The organism is Kineosporiaceae bacterium (genome assembly GCA_016713225.1).
Taxonomy (GTDB): domain Bacteria; phylum Actinomycetota; class Actinomycetes; order Actinomycetales; family Kineosporiaceae; genus JADJPO01.
Window position 1 is genome coordinate 57,867 of the sequence record JADJPO010000003.1, and the last position, 22,796, is coordinate 80,662.

The window sequence follows — 22,796 nt, forward strand, 5'->3', positions numbered from 1 at the left end:
CCTGACGATCCCTGACGACGCCGTTCGGCGGCCGATCAGGACGGCGGCAGCGCACCTGCGCGGGCGAGTCGAGGCGCCTCCGGCATGGTGACCGAGACCGGCGTGACCGGACGGCGATCACCCTGCACCAGGTTCCAGCGCTCCCGGCTGGCCATCATCGCCCGGGCCAGCGAGGCCGGGTCGGGGTCGGCGACGAACACACTCGATCGATCGGTCACGGACCCGGCCAGGGCACAGGCAGTGCTCACCACCAGGTGCCGGCCGTGGTCGAGGGCCTCGCTGACCGTCGGCGTCCAGATCTCATCGCTGCTGGGGACCACCACGGTGTGGGCCCCGGCCAGCACGGGGGTGCGCAGCTCGGCGTCCTCGCCCGGCACGAAGACCACGCTGTCACCCAGGCCGAGGTCGTCGCACAGCACCACCAGGGACTGCCACATCGGCCCGTCCCCGGCGATCGTCAGCACATCACCGAGCCGTCGCCCCAGGTGGAAGGCACGTACCAGTCCGGCCGCATTCGTCCGTGGGATCAACGGCCCGACGAAGGCGAACCGGTGGCCCTCGCGCACGTCGACCACGCCGTGGCCGGTGGCCGGATCGCCGTCGGCCGTCGGGATGCTGCGGGCGAACGGGTCGGGGGCCAGAGCGATCCGTTCGCGGGGAACCCCGAGCTCGATCGCCGCCTCGAGCGACCCGCTCCCTGCGGCCAACACGGCGTCGGCCCGTCGCAGCAGCCGCCGCTGGGCGTTGCCGGCCGTGCCCGTCGAGCCACTGACCCGGTACGAGGCGACCACGGGGATCTCCTCCTTGCGCGCCCAGCGGGCTGCCGCGTGGAACGCCGGCGACTCCCAGCCGTCCAGGACCACCGCGTCGGGACGGCGCCGGATCAACGAACGCAGCGCCCGCGTCGGTTCGTAGATGCGCACCCCGTGGGTGGTCAGGCTCGCCCGGGAGCGCAGGTGGACGACGTGGAACGGCTCGGCGGCGCCGTCCAGCACGAGTCGGCGGTTGGCCAGATTGCCGGCCAGGACGGCCACGGTCAGGTCGCTGGCGGCGGCCATCTCGCGCCACATCGCCAACCGGTGTGGCGTGGCCGTGGTGGTGATCCACAGCAACGAATCGGCCAGCGGCGTGGTCGGCGCGGGCTCGCCACGATGAGCCGGACGGCGTTGCGCGGCCAGGTCGATCACCCCGCCCGGGGCCGACTCGTCATCGGGCCCGGCCGAGTCGGCTGCTCCGTCGGCGTCGGGCTGGATCGGGAGGGGCTCGCCGTCCTCGATCGGCAGGTGGCCGCGCAGCACCTCGCGGTAACAGTCCTCGAGATCGTCGACGACATCGGCGATGTCGAACAGGTTGCCCACGGTGGCCCGGCCTCGGCGGCCCAGCTCGCCACGCAACGCGGCGTCGTCCGCGAGCCGCACGATCGCCTGGGCCAGGGCGAACTCGCCGGCCCGGGTGACCAGGGCGGCCTGGTGAGCTCGCAGGGTCAGGGCGTGGCGGGTCTCGTCGGTGCAGATGCACGCCAGCCCGGCACTGAGGGCTTCGAGCAGGGCGACCGAACGGGTGCCGTCCGTGGCCGGCAGGACGAACACGTCCGCCCGGGCCAGCCGATCGAGCAGGTCGGGGTGGCTCAGCGCACCCTCGTAGCGCAGCCGTCCGTCGAGGTGGTCCTCGGTGTCGATGATCTGCTGCAGCGCGGGCAACTCGCCCTCGTCCGGCCCGATCAGGGTGAACGTCGCGTCGATGCCGAGTTCGAGCGCCCCGACGGCGGCGCGGGCCACGTCCAGCATCTGCTTGCCCGGCGCCAGCCGTCCGACGGCGACCACGTCGAGCGGGCGGTGGGTCGCTGTCTCGCCCGGCTCGTTCGGTGGGGTCGGTGGGGTTGGTTGAGTGAGGTCGATCGAGGTCCGGGACTCGGGGCGCCGCGGTGCCTGCAGCCACACCCCGTCCCCGATCAGGGCGATGTCGAGATCGCTGCCCACCACCTGGGCCACCGACGATCGCTCGGCAGGGTCGACCGCCAGCCGGTAGGCGGCTCCGCGCAGCGCGGGCACGATCAGGGCATGGTCGGCAAAGCGCTGCCAGCCGCTCTCGGCCGGGCTGAACCGGCCGTGGGTCTGGATCACATAGGGCACCCCGGCGCGCTCGATCTGCGAGGCGGTCAGGATCGGGACGGCGTCCCGGGTGAGATGCAGGTGGACCAGATCCGTGGTGGGCAGGGCACGGCGCAACCAGGTGGTCAGTCGAGCGGACAGGCGCGGGCCGAGCGGCGTTCCGGGTCGGCCGCCGACCCGGAACAGGTGGGCGGGCACGCCGTCCAACGACTCCGGCGGCTCGCCGCGCCCGCGCCAGCCGGCCACCAGGCGCGCGTCGTGGCCCCGGCGGCGCAACTCGGCGCACTGGTTGAGGGCGATCGTGAGCGGACCGCCGCTACCCATCTGGTCATCGACGAGCGAGACCACGTGGAGTATGCGCACCCGACATCTCCTGCTGACGGGAACACTCCGCCGGAGGGGCGGTGGGGAGCGTCTGCCACGACGGCCGTGCCGGCCAGACCCCCCACCGCCACCCAACCGTCCGGCCAGACGGTAGCGGAGCGTTCATCGAATAAAAGCAATGCGTGACACTTTGGAACGCTGGTGACCCTACTGACGATCACGCTACGAATCAATACGAACGCGGAAAGTTACCGGTTGCGGGCAAGAGCCGCGTTCACCAGATCGTCGACGACGGCCATCGCAGCAGCGTGGCCCAACGTGTTGCGGGTGAACTGCACCGCGCGCCGTCCCATCACCGCGCGCAGGTCCGCGTGGGCGCCGAGGCGGTCGATCGTCGCGGCCAGGTGCTCGGCGTCCCCGGGGGCCACCACCACACCCGCGCCGGAGCTGCGGGCGATCCGTCGGGCCAGCTCGCCGCTGCGGTCGGCCGCAGCGATCACCGCGCGTCCGGCCGAGAGATGGCTGTCGAGCAGCTTCGCCCACCCGGCGAGGGAGGCCCCTGGTGGCTCGCTGATCACCAGCAGATCGGCCGCCGCCAATGCGTCGGCGGCGCTCAGGGGGTCGAGCGGCCCGACGAACCGGACGGCACCGGTGCGCCGGCCCCACAGCGGACGACGACCGGCCGGATGGTGACCGATGACCATCACGTGGATGTCGGGGCGTGGCGTCGGCGAGCAGGAGCCGGTGGAGCTGATGGAGCCGGCGTGGGGAGTGGGGGTGAGCAGCAGGTGCCCGGCGGCGCTCAGCACGGTGTCGAGGTGCTGTTCGCCGTCGAGGTCGCAGCAGACCACGATGAGCCCGTCCTCGGGCCACCCCAGCATGCGGCGAGCCTGCCGCCGGCCCAGCAGCGACTGGTGCGCCCGAGTCCAGGAGGGCAGCAGTCGGATGCGGTCGTCCGGCACGCCGTAGGCCAGCGTCGGGGCACGCAGGCGCTCGTCGGTCAGGGCCACCGCGTCGGCGTTGAGCAGCAGGTGCGCCTCGATCGGGGTGACGAGCGAGGTGTCGCCGGCGGACTGCTCTCGTGGGAGTGACCTGCTGACCGTCGCGAGCAGATCGTGGGCCACCACGATCAACGGCACCCGGCACCGCTGAGCCAGCCGGGCGCCGGCCACCGCGCCGCTCAGGCCCGGGGTCACCGCGAGAACCAGGTCGGGCAGCGGCCCCGGGTGACGGTCGGCGTGCGCGGTCGCGATCGCGATCAGCCGGTTGGCCTCGAGGACGGTGCGGCTGACCGGGCTGGCGCCGGCGACCCCGCTGGAGGCACGCCGCGGGAGCAGGTGATCGACGTGGACCCGGGTCAACGAGCCGGCGGCGATCTCGGCCAGTTCGAGGCGGGGGGAGCGGCCGGGGCGTCGTCCGGATCGTCGGTCCGAGCGGGGGCCGACACCGGTGAACAGGGTGATCGTGGCCGACCGGCCGGCCAGGTGCTCGGCGATACCCAGGGTCTGAGCCGCCAGGCCGCCGGTGGCCAGCTGAGGTCCGATCGCCACGATCAGGATGTGGGCGCCCCGGGTCGACGTGGCCGGGCCGCCCTGGGCCGGCACCGCGGTGAGGCCGGTCCGGAGGAGCTGCGCGGAGGCTCGGGGCATGACACGTCTCCTGCGGCTGGGGTGCCTGGGGTGAGCCCCGGCTGTCGGGTCGTGTGCTGCCCGCAGCCTGGCTCGTGACCTCGAGGGAGCATTGAAAGCCGTTGCGCCCCAAGGTGTTCAGTGTGCGCCCGACGCATCGCGACTCTACGATCACGAACCGCCGCAGATCAATCCCCTGACCGTATGGACTCGAGGGGGTCGGTCGGCCGACACCTCGGCGTGTCAGCCGAGCAGGTGGTGGACGGCGTCCATCGGGATGGGTACCCAGTCGGGACGGTTGCGGGTCTCGTAGACCACCTCGTACAGGGCCTTGTCCAGTTCGAGGACGCCGCGCAGGGCATCGGTCGCCTCGGCGGTGCCGCCGTGGCCCTCGGCGTAGCCCGCCAGGAATGCCGCGCGGGCGGCGTCGGCCCAGGCGCGCAGCCGGGTGTTGGTGACCTCGTCGGCCGGGGGATCGGCGGTGAGCCGGGCGTGTCCGGCGGCGTAGTCGAACGAGCGCAGCATGCCCGCGACGTCGCGCAGGGCCAGGTCGGGCTCGAGGCGCTCGGCCAACGGCCGCAGCGGCTCGCCCTCGAAGTCCAGCAGCACCCAGCCTCGGCCGGGGGCGTACAGCACCTGACCCAGGTGATAGTCGCCGTGCACGCGTTGCAGCTGAAGGTGCTCGGGGGAGATGGCCTCGATCATCCGGTCGATGGCCGCCCGGGCGGGCTCGGCCAGCGCGGCCATCGCCGGCACCTGGGTGCAGGCCCAGGCCGCCCGACCATGCAGGTCCTCGGCCAGCCGGGTGAGCTCGTCGCCGGTGACGGCGCGGGTCGCCAGGGTGGCGGCCATCAGCCGGTGGACCTCGGCGGTGGCACGGCCGAGCTCGCGGGCCGGCTCGTCGAAGGGGGTGCCGGTGGCCAGGGCATCCAGCGCCAGCCGCCAGCCGTCGCGGCCGCCGTCCAGGAACTCGGAGGCGAAGGCGAGGTGGCCCCGATGCGAGGTCGCGCCGCCGTCGAGCCACTCGCCCTCGAGGCGGCCGGCGGGCCGGGGCACCCGGGTGCAGCCCACCCCGGCGAGCGCGGACTGCACGACGACGTCCGGGTTCTCACCCGGGTGGATCACCCGGAACAACTTGATGATCACCGCATACGGGGTGCCGGCTCCCAGGATGATCGAGGTGTTCGACTGCTCACCGCGCAGCACCGCGGCGGGGGCGGTCTCGCTGATCGGGTACCCGCCGTCCTGCCGGACGCCGCGCACCAGCAGGGCCGGCGAGTCGCCGAGGTGCTCATCGTGGGCGATGGCACGGGCCAGCGCCCGGACGAAGAGCGGGTCGTGGGGGCCATCGTGAACCCACCACCCGTCGAGGGTGCCGACCAGGGCGTGGGCCAGCTCGGGCGCCGGTTGTCGGCGATAGGTCAGCGGCACCTGGTAGAGCGCTCCGGCCAACCGGATCAGGTGCAGCCGGATCTGCACGTCGTCCGGACCCTCGCCGCCGGCGGCCGGGGGCACCGGCAGATCGATGGCCGCGAGCGGGTGGACGCCGTCCGAGCTGGCGCCCTTGCCGGCGAACCAGCGTTGGTGAGGCATCCAGGCGCCGAGCACCTCGGCCCACGCGGTGGAGGCCGACCCCGCGTCGTCGCGGGCAGCCGTCTCGGTCATCTCAGCCTCGTCGCCGCAGGGTCAGACCCAGCTTGGGACGCTCCGCCTCCTCCGGCTCTGCCGTGACCGGGGCGGACAACCGCAGCCAGAAGAAGTCCCGCGAGCCGATGGTGACCTCGAGGTCGCCGCTGTCGGGTACCCGGGGAAAGCCGGCTCCGCCGAACAGGTCGGCCAGCTGCTGACCGCCGTGCTGGGGCAACACCACGGTGCCGGCCTGCGGCACCGACGACAGGTTGTTGATGCACAGCACGGTCTCGCCCTCTTCACCCGGGGCCTCCTGCGGGGTCAGGACCCGCAGGAACGCCAGGATGTGCGGGTTGTCGCAGTCCAGCGCGATGAAGCGGCCCAGCCCGAACACCGGGTGACGGCGACGCACGTTGAGCATGGCGCGGGTCCAGTGCAACAGGGACGACGAGGAGGCCATCTGCGCCTCGACGTTGACGGCGGCGTAGTGGTTGGTCAGCGACTGCACCACGGGTAGGTAGAGCTTGCCGGGGTCGGCGGTCGAGAACCCCGCGTTGCGGTCCGGCGTCCATTGCATCGGGGTGCGCACGGCGTCCCGGTCGGTGAGCCAGATGTTGTCGCCCATGCCGATCTCGTCGCCGTAGTAGAGGTACGGGCTGCCCGGCAGTGACAACAGCAGGGCGTTGATCAGCTCGATCTCGGCGCGGTTGTTGTCCAGCAGGGTCGCCAGCCGGCGCCGGATGCCGATGTTGGCGCGCATCCGCGAGTCGGGTGCGTACCAGCCGTACATCGCGGCGCGTTCCTCGGTGGTGACCATCTCGAGGGTCAGCTCGTCGTGGTTGCGCAGGAAGGTGCCCCACTGCGCGCCGCCGGGAATGTCGGGGGTCTCGCGCATGATGTCGGCGATGGGCGCGGCGCGTTCCTCGCGCAGCGCGTAGTAGATCCGCGGCATCACGGGGAAGTGGAACGCCATGTGGCACTCGGGTTCGGACTCGCTGCCGAAGTACTGCACGACCTCCTTGGGCCACTGGTTGGCCTCGGCCAACAGGATGCGCCCCGGGTAGGCCTCGTCGACGATGCGTCGCACCCGCCGGATGAAGTCATGGGTGGCCGGCAGGTTCTCGCAGTTGGTGCCCTCGGCCTCGAACAGGTACGGGATGGCGTCCAGCCGGATGCCGTCGATGCCCATGTCGAGCCAGAAGCGGATGACGTCGATCATCGCCTCCTGAACCTTGGGGTTCTCGAAGTTCAGGTCGGGCTGGTGACTGAAGAACCGGTGCCAGAAGTACTGGCGGCGCACCGGGTCGAAGGTCCAGTTGCTGGTCTCGGTGTCGACGAAGATGATCCGCGCGTCGGCGTACTTCGTGTCGTCGTCGCTCCAGACGTAGAAGTCCCCGTAGGGGCCGTCGGGGTCGGAGCGGCTGGCCTGGAACCAGGGGTGGGCGTCGCTGGTGTGGTTGAACGCCAGGTCGGTGATCACCCGCAGGCCCCGGGCGTGGGCCTGGGTGACGAACTCGGCGAAGTCCGGCAGCGTGCCGTACTCGGGCAGCACGGCGTTGTAGTCGCTGATGTCGTAGCCGCCGTCGCGCAGCGGCGAGGCATAGAACGGTGGCAGCCAGATCACGTCCACGCCGAGCCACTGGATGTAGTCGAGCTTGGACATCAGCCCGTTGAAGTCGCCCGAACCCGAGCCCTTGGAGTCGGCGAAGGCCCGCACCAGGACTTCGTAGAACACCGCCTTGCGGTACCAGTTCGGGTCGTTGCGCAGGCCTGGGCCACCCAGGTCGAGACCCTTCACGACATCCTCCCGGTGGTGGAACCGGTCGTCATGGCACCCTCCGCACGTACAGGATGTGAGCGGGCTGGTGGTGGGGGTCGAGCCTCACATAGTTGTGCTCGCTCCACCGGAATGTGTCATCGGTCAGCAGATCCTGCACCGTGAACTCGTCGTGCCAGGACATTCCCAGCGCCGGCATGTCGAGGTGGACCATCGTCTCGCGGGTGCCGTGCGGGTCGAGGTTGATCAGCACGAGCAGGGTGTCCTCGGTGCCGGTGGGCGACTGCGCGGCGTCCAGACGGCGCGAGTAGCAGATGATCGAGTCGTCCTCGACCCGGTGGAAGGCGATGTTGCGCAACGAGTGCAGCGCCGGGTGGGCCTTGCGGATGTGGTTCAGCCGGGCGATGTACGGCGCGATCGAGCGCTGCTCGTGGATGCCGCCGGGACCGAAGGAGGCCCAGTCGCGAGGGCGGTACTGGTACTTCTCGCTGTCCAGGTACTCCTCGCTGCCGTGCCGGACGGCGACGTGCTCGCACAGCTCGTAGCCGGAGTACATCCCCCAGCACGGTGAGGCCGTGGCGGCCAGGACGGCGCGCAGCTTGAACGCCGCGGGCCCGCCGTACTGCAGGAACTCGTGCAGGATGTCGGGGGTGTTGGGCCAGAAGTTGGGCCGCATGTAGTTGGCGGCCTCACCCGACAGCTCGGTGAGGTAGTCGGTGATCTCGCCCTTGCCGGTGCGCCAGGTGAAGTAGGTGTACGACTGGTGGAAGCCGACCTTGCCCAGGGTGTGCATCATCGCCGGGCGGGTGAACGCCTCGGCCAGGAACAGCACCTCCGGGTGGGCGGCGTTGACCCGCCCGATCAGCCACTCCCAGAACTCGACCGGCTTGGTGTGCGGGTTGTCGACCCGGAACACCGTCACGCCGTGGGCGATCCAGTGCTCGCACACCCGCAGCACCTCGGCGTACAACCCGGCCGGGTCGTTGTCGAAGTTCATCGGGTAGATGTCCTGGTACTTCTTGGGCGGGTTCTCGGCGTAGGCGATGGTGCCGTCGGCGCGGGTGGTGAACCACTGCGGGTGCTCGCGTGCCCAGGGGTGGTCGGGGGCGCACTGCAGCGCCAGGTCGATGGCGACCTCGAGACCCAGTTCGCGGGCGCGGGCCACGAAGTGGTCGAAGTCGTCGATGGTGCCCAGGTCGGGGTGCACGGTGTCGTGCCCGCCCTCCTCGGCGCCGATCGCCCACGGCGAGCCGGGGTCGTCCGGGCCGGGGGTGAGGGTGTTGTTCGGCCCCTTGCGGTTGACCCGGCCCACCGGGTGGATCGGGGGCAGATAGACGATGTCGAAGCCCATCTCGGCGACGGCGGGCAACCGCTCGGCGGCCTGGCGGAAGGTGCCGGACACCCACCGTTGCGACCCGTCGTCCTGGGTGACCTGGTGAGCGCCCTCGGAGCGGGGGAACAGCTCGTACCAGGCGCTGAACAGGGCGCGCTGTCGCTGCACCGTGAGCGGGTAGGTGGCCGACGGGCTGACCATGTCGCGCAGCGGGTAGCGAGCCAGGACGTCGTGCACGGCCGGGGCGGTGCCGGCCGCCAGGCGCGCCTGGGCCGGGCGCGAACCGTCGCGCAGGGCGTGGACGGCGTCGGTGAGCACCTGCAGGTCCTGAGGGTGGGCGCCGGTCACCGCGGCGTGACCCTGGGCTCGCTCGAGCACCCGGGCACCCTCTTCGAGCATGAGGTCGACATCGACGCCGGCCTCGATCTTGATCGTGGCGTCGTGCTCCCAGGTGCCGTAGACATCGCTCCAGCCCTCGATCCGGAAGCTCCAGGCGCCCTCGCGGTCGGGGCTCAGGTCGGTGCCGAACCGGTCGAGGCCGGGGCCGAGGGAGTGCAGTCGGGCGCGGGCGTACTCGGCGCCGTCCGGGTCGATCAGGACGGCGGTCGCGGCCACCGCGTCGTGGCCCTCGCGGAACACCGTCGCGGTGAACGGCACCTGCTCGCCGACCACGGCCTTGGCGGGCCAGCGTCCGCCGTCGACCACCGGGCCGACGCTGAGCACCGGGATGCGTCCGACGCGCGGGGCGTCCGGGCCGAGCCGGGGATCTGCCGGAGGTGTGGGCCGGGGGGCCGGCAGGCCCGAGGTGTGACCGTCCGAGGCCTCGGCCGTTGGGCCGATGGGGGGTACCTCACTGTCTGCAACCGCTGTGTCGCGGGCACTGTTCCGCTCGGACTGTGTCATGACTCCACCTCACCACGAACCGATGGGGACGCATCACCCCAAACAGACCAGAGCGACGTCCATTAGGGGAGGGTCTTTCCCCGGTTGGCCGTCTGGTGCGCCCGGTGGTGCGTGCAGTCACTCGATCGGCCGAAACCTACCGGGAATTGAGCATTCTGTAACCCTTTTCACTGGGGTCGTTCGCCACCCGTGCGCACCCTTCGTCAGAGCTGCAAACGCTTACCGCTACAGGGGTGTGTCGAACGGTCACTTGTCGTACTCTCACCAGTCGTGAGAGCCATCCGCCGCTTCACCGTCCGCACCGTTCTGCCGGAGCCGATCGCCGCTCTGGGCGACCTCGCGAGCAACCTGCGTTGGTCGTGGCACCCGCCGACACAGGACCTGTTCGCCTCGCTCGACCCCGCCCGGTGGGAGTCGACGCGTCACGACCCGGTGGCCATGCTCGGGGCGCTCTCGCCCGAGGAACTCGACGTCCTCGCCGGCGATCCGGTGTTCGTCGAACGGGTGCGCGCGGCGTCCGCCGATCTCGAGGCCTACCTCACCGAACCCCGCTGGTACCAAGGGCTCGAGGCCGCCGTCCGGGACGAGGGCACGGGCAGCGTGCCGCGGGCGATCGCCTACTTCTCACCCGAGTTCGGCATCGCGGCCGTGCTGCCGCAGTACTCCGGTGGGCTCGGAATCCTCGCCGGTGACCACCTGAAGTCGGCCAGCGACCTGGCCGCGCCGATCGTGGGGGTCGGCCTGCTCTACCAGCACGGGTACTTCAAACAGTCGCTCTCGCGGGAGGGTTGGCAGCAGGAGTCCTACCCGGTGCTCGACCCCAACGAGCTGCCGATCGCCCTGCTGCGCGAGTCCGACGGCACGCCGTGTCTGGTCGAGATCGGCCTACCCGGTGGGCGGGTGCTGTCGGCGCACATCTGGAAGGCGCAGGTCGGCCGGGTGCCGCTGCTGCTGCTCGACTCGAACGTCGAGGCCAACGACGACGCCGCCCGGGTGATCACCGACCGGTTGTACGGCGGGGGCGGTGAGCACCGGCTGCAGCAGGAGATGCTGCTCGGCATCGGCGGCGTCCGGGCACTGCGGATCTTCTCGCGGGTGACCGGTTCACCGGCGCCGGAGGTCTACCACACCAACGAGGGCCACGCCGGATTCCTCGGCCTGGAGCGGATCCGCGAACTGGTCGGCGAAGGGCTCAGCTTCGACGCGGCGCTCGAGCAGGTGCGCGCGGGCACGGTGTTCACCACGCACACGCCGGTGCCCGCCGGCATCGACCGGTTCAGCCGCGAGCAGATCGGCATCTTCTTCGGCGGCGACAACGCCGTGCCGGGGGTGCCGGTCGAGCGGATCATGGCCTTGGGCGCCGAGGACTACGCCGGCGGTGACCCGGCGATCTTCAACATGGCGGTCATGGGGTTGCGCCTGGCTCAGCGGGCCAACGGCGTCTCCCAGCTGCACGGCGTGGTCAGCCGAGAGATGTTCGACGGGTTGTGGCCGGGCTTCGACCCCGCGGAGGTGCCGATCACCTCGATCACCAACGGCGTGCACGCCCCGACCTGGGTCGACCGACGCGTCATCGAGTTGGCCGAGAAGTACATCGGGGCCTCGCTGACGGACGACGTCCAGGGCTTCGAGGGCGTCGATCAGATTCCCGACGAGGAGCTCTGGTCGGCGCGCCGCGCGATGCGCGCCGGTCTGGTGGACGACGCCCGCCGACGGGTGCGTGCCTCCTGGCTCAAGCGGGGCGCGAGTCCGGCGGAGCTGGGCTGGGTGGACGGCGTCCTCGACCCGGACGTGCTGACCCTCGGCTTCGCCCGGCGGGTGCCGACCTACAAGCGGCTCACCCTGATGCTGCGCGACCCGGATCGGTTGACCCGGTTGTTGCTGCACCCGACCCGTCCGATGCAGCTGGTCATCGCCGGCAAGTCCCACCCGGCCGACGACCAGGGCAAGCGGCTGATCCAGCAGGTGGTCAAGTTCGCCGACGACCCGGCGGTGCGCCACCGGATCGTGTTCCTGCCGAACTACGACATCGCCATGGCGTCCACCCTGTACCCGGGCTGCGACGTGTGGTTGAACAACCCGTTGCGTCCGTTCGAGGCGTGTGGCACGTCGGGCATGAAGTCGGCGCTCAACGGCGGCTTGAACCTGTCGATCCTGGACGGCTGGTGGGACGAGTGGTTCGACGGCGAGAACGGCTGGGCGATCCCGACCGCCGACGGCATCGAGGACCCCGAGCACCGCGATGACCTCGAGGCGGCAGCCCTGTACGACCTGATCGAGAACTCGGTCGCGCAGCGGTTCTACGACCGTGACGAACGGGGACTGCCGCTGCGCTGGCTCGAGATGGTGCGCCACACCCTGAGCTCGCTCGGGCCGAAGGTGGTCGCCTCGCGGATGGTGGCCGACTACGTCAACCAGCTCTACGTCCCGGCGGCCAAGGCGGCCGCGGCGACGACGCCCCAGGTGGCGGCGGTGCAGGCGCAGGCCAAGGCTCGTCTGCGCGCCGCGTGGAGCGGCGTCCGGGTCGAGCATGTCGAATCCGTGGGGGTCAGCGACTCGCCACAGGTCGGTGACGAGGTCTCGGTGCGGGCGTTCATCACCCTGGGGGAGCTCACCCCGGGCGATGTCGCCGTCGAGCTGGTGTACGGCAAGGTCACTCCCGAGGACTCGCTGATCGACGTCCAGACCGAGTCGTTGCGGCACGTGGAGGTCTACGAGACCGGCCGGCACTGCTTCGAGGGTTCGGTGCGGCTGCGGCGGACCGGTCCGTTCGGGTACACGGTGCGGGTGCTCCCGGCCGGCTCGGGCCTGGCCTCGCCGGCCGAGTTGGGTCTGGTCACCAACGCCTGAGCGCAAGCGTCCCGGCGTGGCGCCACCCCCCGGTGATCATGTAATCCGTGCACGCTGTCGGACAGTCCCGTCACCCGGGCAGCCATCGGGCACGGATGGGTCGGACGGCTCCTGGCTTGTCGGCCACCCCCTCGAGGCGGGGCCGGTTCCGGAGCGGCCGGCTCGAGAGCGGCCCGTTCCTGAGTAGATCCGACCCTGCATCGCCTGATCCCCCGGACGCGTTCGACCGCGGTGGAGCCGTCGCCATCACCTGAGCGCGACGCCTCAGCGGGCGATGCGGCCATCCACAATCCGTCACGTCCGGGCTCGGTGTCGACGTCATCGCGCTCATCCCCGACGAGCGCAATGTCACGTCACGCTCGCTGGACGAGTGCAACGTGACATTGCGCTCGTGGGGAGGGGGCGGGGGGGGGGGGAGGGAGGGGTCAGGTGCGTGGGGGGACGCGGTAGACGCGCATGGAGGGGCCGGGGACGGTGAGGGTGGTGTGGGGCGGGACGCTGTCCAGGCGGGGGCCGTGGGGTTGGCCGGGTGGGGCTTCGAAGGCGCTGTCCCAGGCCAGCTCATAGGTCTGTGCCCAGGGCCGGCCGGGCAGGCGGACCTCGACCTCGCGGGGGTAGCCCTGCACCACGATCAGCAACGATCCGTCGACGTGGTGATCGTGGCGCCCTCGGACGACGGCGTGCAGGTACATCTGCAGCACCCGCAAACCGCTGTCGTGCCACCGGTCGTGGTCCATCTCGGTGCCGTCGGGGCCGAACCAGGCCAGGTCCTTGGTGCCGTCGGCGTGCACCGGGCGGCCGGCGAAGAACCGGTCCTGACGCAGCACCGGGTGTTCGCGTCGTAGCCGCAACAGGTAGCGCGTGGTGGCCAGGAGGTCGTTCTGCCAGGGATCGAGATCCCAGTTGAACCACGACGTCTCGTCGTCCAGGCAATAGGGATTGTTGTTGCCGCCCTGGCTGCGACCGACCTCGTCACCGGCCACCAGCATCGGCACCCCGGTCGCCAACAACAGCGAACCCAGCAGGTTGCGCATCGCCAGCCGTCGCGCCGCCAGGATCGCCGGATCGTCGGTCGGTCCCTCCACGCCGTGGTTCCACGAGGTTGTCGTTGGTGCCGTCGCGGTTGTTCTCGCCGTTGGCCTCGTTGTGCTTGTGGTTGTAGGCGGTCAGGTCGGCCACGGTGAACCCGTCGTGCGCGGTCACGAAGTTCACCGACGCCAAGGGACCGCGGGCGGGGGTGAAGGTGTCGGCCGAACCCGCCAGCCGGGTGGCCAGATCGCGGATCCCACCGGACGGCTCACCGGCCGCCGCGCGCGCCCCGCCGGGCAGCCAGAACTCCCGGACGTCGTCGCGGAAGTGGTCGTTCCACTCCCCGAAGGGCATCGGGAACTGGCCGGTGCGCCAGCCGTGCGGTGCGACGTCCCAGGGCTCGGCGATCAGCTTCACCCCGGCCAGCACCGGGTCGGTGCGCGCCGCCACCAGGAACGGATGGTCGGCGTCGTAGCCGTCGCGCCCGCGCGCCAAGGTGGTTGCCAGGTCGAAGCGGAACCCGTCGACGTGCATCTCGCCGACCCAGTAGCGCAACGAGTCCAGGGTGAGCTGGACGACGCGGGCCTCGGTGAAGTCGAGGCTGTTGCCACACCCGGTGGTGTCGACGTAGGAGCCGTGCGCATCGGTGCGGTAGTAGCTCGCGGCGTCCAGACCCCGCCACGACAGGGTCGGCCCATCGATGCCCGCCTCGCACGTGTGGTTGTAGACCACGTCGAGCACGACCTCGATGCCTGCGGCGTGCAACGCCTTGACCATGGCCTTGAACTCGGTCACCACCCCGATCGGGTCGTGGCTGGCGGCGTACCCGGGGTGGGGGGCGAAGAAGCCCAAGGTGCTGTAGCCCCAGTAGTTGACCCGGCTGCCCCGGGCCAGGTGATCTTCATCGCCCATCGCGTGGATCGGCAACAGTTCGACGGTGGTGACGCCGAGCCGGTTCAGATGGGCGATCGCCGCCGGATGACCCAGGCCGGCGTAGGTGCCCCGCAGGTGTTCCGGCACGCCGGGCATCAGCCGGGTGAAGCCCTTGACGTGCACCTCGTAGACCACGGTGTCGGTCCACGGCACGAACGGCGGGGCGTCGCCCTCCCAGTCGAAGGTGGAGGCCTCGACCACGCCGTGAGGGGCGACCAGCGCCGAGTCGCGCTCGTCCGGCACGGAGACGTCGCCGCGCAGCCCGCCGTCCACGGCGTAGCCGAACAGCTCGGGCACCATGGTCAGCCGTTCGCCCGGGTAGGCCCCCGACGTGGGCAGCGCGATCGCCCGGGCATAGGGGTCGAGCAACAACTTGGCCGGGTTGTGCCACTGGGTTCGGCTCGGGTCCCACGGGCCGTGCACCCGCAGGCCGTATCGCTGCCCCACCGGAACGTCCGGCACGTGGGCGTGCCAGACCCCGTACGTCTGATCGGGCAGCGTGATCCGCCGCTCGGACCAGTCACTGCCGACCGGGTCGAACAGGCACAGGTCGACCTGCTCGGCGTGGGCGGCGAAGATCGCGACATCGACCCCGCCCGCCCGGGGGTGGACGCCGAGGGGATGCGGACGCGATCTGTGGGTGGACACGGCCGCAGTCTGCCTGACGCCACCGACAGTGGCACAGAGGCCAACGGGCGCGGCCTGTCGAGCGGGCGGACGGTTACGCTCACCTGCGTGACGGACCCGACCGCCCTACCGGCCTTCGTACCCACCGCCGGCCAGCCGATGAGCCAGCCCCTGAGCCAGCCAATGAGCCAGCCAGAACCGACCCCGCAGCCGGTGGCTGCCACCGTCGCGTTGCGTGATCTGGTGGTCGAGGCGTTGAGCAGCGAGGGCTTTCGGCCCGAGATCGACGAGGACGGCGATGTGGTCGTCCGGGTCTCGGGGCAGCCGATGTTCCTGCGCTGTTTCGAGACCGCGCCGCCGATGATGCGGGTCTGGTCGCAGTGGATGCTCGACGACGCGGTGCCCGGCGATGAGCTGATGCGGTTGCGGGCCGCCAACGCGATGACCGCGGTGCTCAATCTGATCAAGGTCACCCTGATGACCGACCGGCTCGTGGTCGCCGTCGACCTGACGGTGCACCCCGCGATGGACCTGCGCACGCTGCTGACCGCGACCCTCGAAGCGGTGCGTGACGGCGTGACCAGTTGGCACGGCACGCTGGTGCAACTGCTCGAGGAGCAGGAAGCCGGCATCTGAGTCGGCGCCGGCGGCCTCGCGGGGTGACCTGCGCCTCGCGATGGTGGCTGACGACACGGACGCCGACCGCCTAGGCTCGCGCTCGTCGTCCGGGCTCTCGGGCTCGGAACCGGGTGCGAGCGTGGAGGTCGTGATGGGTCAGTTCGTGCGGCTCGAGGTGGACGGCGGGATCGGCACCATCCGCTTGGACCGGCCGAAGATGAACGCCCTGGATGCCGCGATGCAGGAGGAGATCCGCTCCGCGGCGATCGAGGCGGCCGAGCGCAGCGACGTCTCGGCAGTGATCGTCTACGGCGGCGAGAAGGTGTTCGCCGCCGGGGCCGACGTCAAGGAGATGGCGGCCATGAGCTATACCGAGATGGTCGACCGCTCCGGCGCGCTGCAGTCCTCGTTCTCGGCGGTGGCGGCGATCCCGAAGCCGACCGTCTCGGCGATCACCGGGTACGCCCTGGGTGGCGGCTGCGAGCTGTCGCTGTGCACCGACTTCCGCATCGCCGGTGAGAGCGCCAAGCTCGGCCAGCCCGAGATCCTGCTCGGCATCATCCCCGGCGCCGGTGGCACGCAGCGGCTGCCCCGGCTGATCGGGCCGGCCAAGGCCAAGGACCTGATCTTCTCCGGCCGGTTCGTCGATGCCGCCGAGGCGCTCTCGATCGGCCTGGTCGACGCCGTCGTCCCGGATGCGGAGGTCTACACCGCGGCCGTGGCCATGATGAAGCGCTACGTCGGCGCGGCGTCCTATGCCCTACGGGCGGCCAAGGAGTCGATCGACCGGGGCGGCGAGGTCGACCTGGCCACCGGGCTCGAGATCGAGCGGATGGCCTTCAGCGGCCTGTTCGCCACCGCCGACCGCTCCATCGGCATGAACTCCTTCGTCGAGTCCGGGCCGGGCAAGGCCGCCTTCGAGGGCCGCTGACCCATCTGGTGCCCAGCCCGGTGACCAACCCGGTCACGCCCCGGGGGGCCAACCCGGCCATGCTCCGCTGGTGACGGTTTCGTCGTCCGATATGGGTGGAATGACCGTCCGTGGCGGAGCATGAGCGGTCACCGGCGGAGCATGAGCGGGTTGGGTGGGGTGGGTCACAGGGGCGCCGTCGTGCGGAGTCAAGCTACTCGTGGGTAACATGAGCCGCCCTGGATGTGAGCAAGGCCGCTATGACGCTCGGGCACACTGCGCCGGGGTGTGACACCCTGGCGCCAGCAACCCGCATCGACTGCAGAGAGGTCGCCCAGCATGAAGATCGTCGTGTGCGTGAAGCACGTCCCGGACGCCACCGGCGACCGCCATTTCGCCGCTGACCACACGGTGGATCGCGAGGGAGTCGACGGGCTGCTCTCCGAGCTGGACGAGTACGCAGTCGAAGAGGCCCTGACCATCGAGGGCGCCACGGCCTCGACGGTCACCGTGGTGTGCATGGGTCCCGAGGGGGCTGCGGACGCCATCCGCAAGGCCCTGCAGATGGGTGCCGACGCCGGGGTGCACATCCTGGACGACGCCCTGGCCGGTTCGGACGCCCTGGCCACGTCCAAGGTGCTCGCCGCCGCGATCTCCACCCTGGAATACGACCTGGTGCTCACCGGCATGTCCTCGACCGACGGCCTGATGGGCGTGGTGCCGGCCATGCTGGCGCAGCGCCTCGGACTGCCGCAGGTGACCCTGGCCGGCAAGGTCGAGGTCGACGGACGCACGGTGCGCATCGAGCGCGACGGTGACGTCGCCACCGAGGTGATCGAGGCCTCGATGCCCGCGCTGATCAGCGTCACCGACCAGATCAACGAACCGCGTTACCCCTCGTTCAAGGGGATCATGGCCGCCAAGAAGAAGCCGGTGACCACCGTGTCGCTGGCCGACCTCGGGCTGAGCCCGGCCGACGTGGGCCTGAGCGCCGCCTGGACCGTGGTCGACGCGGTCGCCGCCCGGCCGCCGCGCGCCGCCGGTCAGCGGATCACCGACGACGGGGACGGCGGCACCCGCCTGGTCGAGTACCTCGCCGGCGCCAAGCTCGTCTGACCGACCGACCAGAGTTCACCGCAGGAGGCACCCCCCATGGCACAGATCCTCGTCCTGGTCGACCACGTCGACGGCACCGTCCGCAAGACCACCACCGAGTTGCTCACGCTGGCGGCCCGGCTGGGCACGCCGTCCGCCGTGTTCATCGGTGACACCCCGGACGCCGCGCTCGGCGTCCTGACCGAGTTCGGCGCCGGCACCGTCTACACGGTGGCGGCAGGCGCTCTGGGCGACTACCTGGTCGCCCCCAAGGCCGAGGCGCTGGCGGCCGTGGTCGCCGCCGCCGGCGAGGTCGGTGGGGTGCTGATCTCCTCGACGCCCGAGGGCAAGGAGGTCGCCGCGCGGCTGGCGGTCACCCTCGACTCGGGGCTGATCACCGACGCGGTCGACGTCCAGGTCGGTGAGGGCGGTCCCGTCACCACGCAGTCGGTCTTCGCCGCCGGGTTCTCGGTGACCGCCCGGGTGACCCATGGCATCCCGATCATCACCGTCAAGCCGAACAGCGTCGAGCCGGCCCCGGTCGTGGGCGCCGAACCGCCCACCGTGGTGCCGGTCGAGGTCAGCGTGTCCGATCTGGCCACGTCGGCGCGGATCGTCGAGCGCAAGCCGAAGGCCAAGTCGGGCCGTCCCGACCTGACCGAGGCGGCGATCGTGGTCTCGGGCGGGCGCGGCACGGGCGGCGACTTCGCGCCGGTCGAGGCCTTCGCCGACGCGGTGGGTGCCGCCGTCGGGGCCTCGCGCGCCGCGGTGGACGCCGGGTGGTACCCGCACTCGAACCAGGTCGGCCAGACGGGTAAGCAGGTCAGCCCGCAGTTGTACGTGGCGTGCGGCATCTCCGGGGCGATCCAGCACCGGGCCGGGATGCAGACCTCCAAGACCATCGTGGCCGTCAACAAGGACCCCGAGGCCCCCATCTTCGAGCTGGCCGACTTCGGCGTGGTGGGCGACCTGTTCGCCGTCCTGCCGCAGGCCACGGCCGAGGTGACCAAGCGCAAGGGCTGAGCCGGGCGCGCCGAGTGTCAGGGGCGCCGCTTAGACTCCGCGGGTGAGTGTCTACCTCGACCACGCCGCGACCACGCCCATGCGGCCGCAGGCCGTGGCGGCGATGTGCGAGGTGATGGCACGGGTCGGCAACGCCTCGTCGTTGCACACCTCGGGTCGGCGGATGCGCCGGGTCGTGGAGGAGGCTCGCGAGCAGCTGGCGGCCGTCCTCGGGGCAGGTCCCAGCGAAGTGATCTTCACCGGTGGCGGTACCGAGGCCGACAACCTCGCGGTCAAGGGGTTGTTCTGGTCGCGGCGTGCCGCCGATCCTCGACGCACCCGGGTGATCGCCTCGGCCGTCGAGCATCACGCGGTGCTCGACCCGGTCGAGTGGTTGGCCGAGCGCGAAGGCGCCGACGTGGTCTGGCTCGCGGTGGATGAGTTCGGTCGCGTCGATCCCGAGGCCGTGCGGGCCGCGATCCTGGACGGCGACCACGGCCCGGACGGCGTGGCGCTGGTCAGCGTGATGTGGGCCAACAACGAGGTCGGCACGGTGCAGCCGATCGCCGAGATCGCCGCCGTGGCCCGGGAGTACGGCGTGCCGGTACACACCGACGCGGTGCAGGCCGTCGGCTCGCTGCCGGTGAGCTTCGCGGCGTCCGGGGTGGACGCGATGACCGTGAGCGGGCACAAACTCGGTGGCCCGGTCGGGGTCGGGGCGCTGCTGGCCCGGCGCGGGTTGCAGCTGACGCCGGTGCTGCACGGTGGCGGGCAGGAGCGTCAGATCCGTTCCGGCACACTGGATGCCGCGGCGATCACGGGAATGGCGACCGCGGCCCGACTGTCGGCCGAGAGCCTGGCGGACGGCGAGGCGTTGCGCCTGGCCCGGTTGCGCGACGGGCTGGTCGAGGCGGTGCTGGCCGAGGTGCCGGACGCCGTGTTGCGCGGAGCGCCGATCGAGCCGACGGCCGAGGGCGGGTACGGGCGGTTGCCCGGCAACGCCCACTTCACCTTCGCCGGGTGTGAGGGTGACTCGCTGCTCTACCTGCTCGACGCCCGGGGTGTGGAGTGTTCGACCGGGTCGGCGTGCCAGGCCGGGGTGCCCCAACCCAGCCACGTGCTGCTGGCCATGGGCGTGCCGTCGGTGCAGAGCCGCGGGGCGTTGCGGTTCACCCTGGGCTGGAACTCCACCGAGGACGACGTGGCGGCTCTGGTCGGGGCCATCGGTCCGGCGGTGGCGCGGGCGCGGCGAGCGGGACTGACCGGCGTGGTGGGCAACGGAGCCACCGGAGCCAGCGGTGCCAGCGGAGCCAACGGAGCCACCGCGCTCAACGGAGCCCAGGGTGCGCCGGGGGTCCCGGGCGCGTCGGGCGCGTCGACTGTGCACGAGGCGAGCTAGCCGTGCGGGTGCTGGCGGCGATGAGCGGCGGGGTGGACTCGGCCGTTGCGGCGGCTCGGGTGCTCGAGGCGGGGCACGAGGTCGTCGGGGTGCACCTGGCCCTGTCGCGCAAGCCCGCCACCGAGCGCACCTCCGCGCGCGGTTGCTGCACCATCGAGGACGCCGGTGATGCCCGCCGGGTGGCCGACCGGCTCGACATCCCGTTCTACGTCTGGGACATGGCCGAGCGGTTCGCGCAGGAGGTGATCGAGGACTTCGTCGCCGAGTACGAGGCCGGGCGTACCCCCAATCCGTGCCTGCGGTGCAATGAGAAGATCAAGTTCTCGGCGCTGCTCGACAAGGCGCTGGCGCTCGGCTTCGACGCCGTGGCCACCGGCCACTACGCCCGCCTCGTCGAGGCCGACGGTGGGGTGCAGTTGCATCGTGCCGTCGATTCGGCCAAGGACCAGTCCTACGTGCTGGCGGTGCTCACCCCCGGGCAGCTGGCCCACGCCCTGTTCCCGCTGGGGGACTCGACCAAGCCCGAGATCCGGGCCGAGGCTGCGGCCCGGGGGTTGCGGGTGGCGGACAAGCCCGATTCGCACGACATCTGCTTCATCCCGGACGGCGACACCGCGGGCTTCCTGGCCGATCGGCTCGGGCGGCGTCCGGGTGAGATCGTCGACGCCGACGGGACGACGGTGGGTCACCACGAGGGGTCGTACGCCTTCACCGTCGGGCAGCGTCGGGGCCTGGCGCTGGGGGAGCCGGCGCCGGGTGGCCGGCGCCGCTACGTGGTGGCGATCGAACCGTTGAGCAACACCGTCCGGGTGGGCACTGCCGAGGCGCTGGACGTCGGCGAGATCGCGGGGGAGCGGGCCACCTGGTGTGGCACGGCCCCTTCGGTCGGGGCGCGGGTCGGGGTGCAGGTGCGCGCTCACGGCGAGGAGGTGCCCGCCGAGGTGGTCGACGTTGCGCCGGACGACGATGGGGCGCCGTCCCGGGTTCGGGTTCGGCTGGCGGCCGCAGTGCGGGGGATCGCGCCCGGTCAAGCGCTGGTGCTGTACGAGGGGACGCAGGTGATCGGCTCGGCGACGATCACGTCGGCACGCTCCTGACCGCTGACGAGCGGGTGGTATCGGCAGGAGTGGGCACAGTGGGCAGGAGCAGGCACGGGACGCCTGCGATGTGATCTGGATCTCACGGTCGGAGGATTTCTCTCACCGAACAGAGTGGGTGACGCGTCAGGATTACACGTACTGTGCAAGCACCGGCTGCGTCGCCGGTCCGCGAGAGAAAGTGATCCACCCATGATGGTTCGTCGCTCGTCCTCGGCCTCCGCGGGTCGCCGGTTCCTGGTCACCGCCGGTGCGGTGGTCGCCACCGCTGTCGCGATCGCGCTGCCTGCGCAGACGGCGTCCGCCGCCGTGCCGCTGGCCATCGAGGCCGGTCCCGACACCACGATCAGCGAGGGGTCGGCCTTCACCCGGACGATCGCGATCACCGACGAGGTGGACGATCTCTCGCCGGGATGGACCTACTCGGTCGACTACGGTGACGGGACCCTGGGAGGTGAGCAGACCACCACGGTTCCGAGCATCACCCTGAGCCACGTCTACACCAACGGCACGGCCCAACGCACGGTGTCGGTCGTGGTCATGGACGGCTCCGAGTCGGCGATGGACACCGTGGTGGTGACCGTGGCCAACGTGCCGCCGACCGCGAGCCTGACCGGCCCGGCCGCCGTGAACGAGATGACCCCCTACGTGGGGCAGGTCACCGCCACCGATCCGGGCACCGACCCGCTGACGTACTTCCTGCACTGGAACGACGGACTGCAGGTGCAGTGGTTCATCCCGATCGGTACCGGGCTGGTGCAGCACTACTACCTCGACGACGCGGACGGCCCCGTGAACTCCACGCCGCACACCCTCACGTTGTCCGTGAGCGATGGCGAGGCGATCACCGTCGTGACCAACAGCGTGGCGGTCAACAACGTGGCTCCGGTGATGCCGATCACCGGTGCGGCCACGACCACCGTCGGAACGACCTACTCCGTGACCCTCGGCTCGGCCGTCGACCCGGGCCCCGACACGCGCACCGGCGGGGTTCTGCGCTGGGGCGACGGTTCCACCCAGGCCGCGGCGGTCGGGACCTTCACCCACACGTACACCTCAGCAGGCGCCAAGACCGTGTCTGTCGACGTGACCGACGAGGACGGTACCTTCACCGCGGGATCCCTCACCGTGAACGTCGCCAGTGCTGCGCCGAGCGCCCCCTCGAACCTGACGGCCACGGCGACGTCCAGGTCGGCGATCCGGTTGAACTGGACCAACACCACCACCAACCAGACCTCGGTCCAGATCGAGCGCTGCAAGGGCGTCGGCTGCACCAGCTTCACCCGAGTCGCGACCGTGTCGGGCACGGCGGTGAGCTACAGCAACACCGGGCTGAGCGGCAAGACCACCTACACCTATCGGATCCGGTCGGTGAACGCCGCGGGCACCTCGCCGTACTCCACCGTGGTGGCGGCGCGCACGCTCTGACCTGACCTCCTGCGGTCCGGGGTGCCGAACGCCCAGTCGAGGCGTCCGGCACCCCGGTGCCGTCGGTGGCAGCGGCCCCGGGCACCCAGGCCCTCTACGGTGG

13 protein-coding genes and 1 pseudogene are annotated in these 22,796 nt (G+C 71.2%); 8 read left to right on the top strand and 6 right to left on the bottom strand.

The features are described from left to right. Positions 1-35: 35 nt before the first annotated feature. From IPK24_11360 to IPK24_11380, 5 genes are all read right to left on the bottom strand, one after another. A complete protein-coding gene (locus IPK24_11360) occupies positions 36-2,474 on the bottom strand; it encodes a glycosyltransferase (protein ID MBK8076137.1) in 2,439 nt (812 codons plus the stop codon). A gap of 209 nt (positions 2,475-2,683) precedes the next feature. Continuing rightward, the gene (locus IPK24_11365) at positions 2,684-4,084 is read right to left on the bottom strand and encodes a glycosyltransferase (GenBank protein MBK8076138.1); all 1,401 of its coding nucleotides are present in this window, start codon (positions 4,082-4,084) and stop codon (positions 2,684-2,686) included. A gap of 222 nt (positions 4,085-4,306) precedes the next feature. Then, positions 4,307-5,728: a phosphotransferase gene (locus IPK24_11370; GenBank protein MBK8076139.1), complete on the bottom strand. Its 1,422-nt coding sequence runs from the start codon at positions 5,726-5,728 to the stop codon at positions 4,307-4,309. A 1-nt stretch (position 5,729) separates the two neighbouring features. Beyond that, the gene (gene treS, locus IPK24_11375) at positions 5,730-7,490 is read right to left on the bottom strand and encodes a maltose alpha-D-glucosyltransferase (GenBank protein ID MBK8076140.1); all 1,761 of its coding nucleotides are present in this window, start codon (positions 7,488-7,490) and stop codon (positions 5,730-5,732) included. A 28-nt stretch (positions 7,491-7,518) separates the two neighbouring features. Continuing rightward, on the bottom strand, positions 7,519-9,705 hold the full coding sequence (locus tag IPK24_11380; protein ID MBK8076141.1) for an alpha-1,4-glucan--maltose-1-phosphate maltosyltransferase: 2,187 nt from the start codon (positions 9,703-9,705) through the stop codon (positions 7,519-7,521). Between the two features lie 270 nt (positions 9,706-9,975). On the opposite strand from IPK24_11380, the gene glgP reads away from it, so the two are divergent. After that, the gene (glgP, locus tag IPK24_11385) at positions 9,976-12,555 is read left to right on the top strand and encodes an alpha-glucan family phosphorylase (GenBank protein MBK8076142.1); all 2,580 of its coding nucleotides are present in this window, start codon (positions 9,976-9,978) and stop codon (positions 12,553-12,555) included. Between the two features lie 425 nt (positions 12,556-12,980). On the opposite strand, the pseudogene glgX reads toward glgP, so the two are convergent. After that, positions 12,981-15,165: pseudogene (glgX, locus tag IPK24_11390) on the bottom strand (glycogen debranching protein GlgX). A gap of 87 nt (positions 15,166-15,252) precedes the next feature. Here glgX and IPK24_11395 point away from each other — a divergent pair. From IPK24_11395 to IPK24_11425, 7 genes are all read left to right on the top strand, one after another. Further along, positions 15,253-15,780: a hypothetical protein gene (locus IPK24_11395; GenBank protein MBK8076143.1), complete on the top strand. Its 528-nt coding sequence runs from the start codon at positions 15,253-15,255 to the stop codon at positions 15,778-15,780. Between the two features lie 133 nt (positions 15,781-15,913). Next, a complete protein-coding gene (locus IPK24_11400; GenBank protein MBK8076144.1) occupies positions 15,914-16,693 on the top strand; it encodes an enoyl-CoA hydratase/isomerase family protein in 780 nt (259 codons plus the stop codon). 318 nt (positions 16,694-17,011) lie between these two features. Further along, positions 17,012-17,788, top strand: coding sequence for an electron transfer flavoprotein subunit beta/FixA family protein (locus IPK24_11405; GenBank protein ID MBK8076145.1), 777 nt, complete (start codon positions 17,012-17,014; stop codon positions 17,786-17,788). Positions 17,789-17,824: 36 nt separating this feature from the next. Further along, on the top strand, positions 17,825-18,790 hold the full coding sequence (locus tag IPK24_11410) for an electron transfer flavoprotein subunit alpha/FixB family protein (GenBank protein MBK8076146.1): 966 nt from the start codon (positions 17,825-17,827) through the stop codon (positions 18,788-18,790). A 43-nt stretch (positions 18,791-18,833) separates the two neighbouring features. Next, positions 18,834-20,168, top strand: a complete 1,335-nt coding sequence (locus IPK24_11415; protein ID MBK8076147.1) for a cysteine desulfurase — start codon at positions 18,834-18,836, stop codon at positions 20,166-20,168. Positions 20,169-20,188: 20 nt separating this feature from the next. Further along, positions 20,189-21,265, top strand: coding sequence for a tRNA 2-thiouridine(34) synthase MnmA (gene mnmA, locus IPK24_11420; GenBank protein ID MBK8076148.1), 1,077 nt, complete (start codon positions 20,189-20,191; stop codon positions 21,263-21,265). 192 nt (positions 21,266-21,457) lie between these two features. Beyond that, on the top strand, positions 21,458-22,693 hold the full coding sequence (locus tag IPK24_11425; protein ID MBK8076149.1) for a fibronectin type III domain-containing protein: 1,236 nt from the start codon (positions 21,458-21,460) through the stop codon (positions 22,691-22,693). The last annotated feature ends 103 nt before the right edge of the window (positions 22,694-22,796 follow it).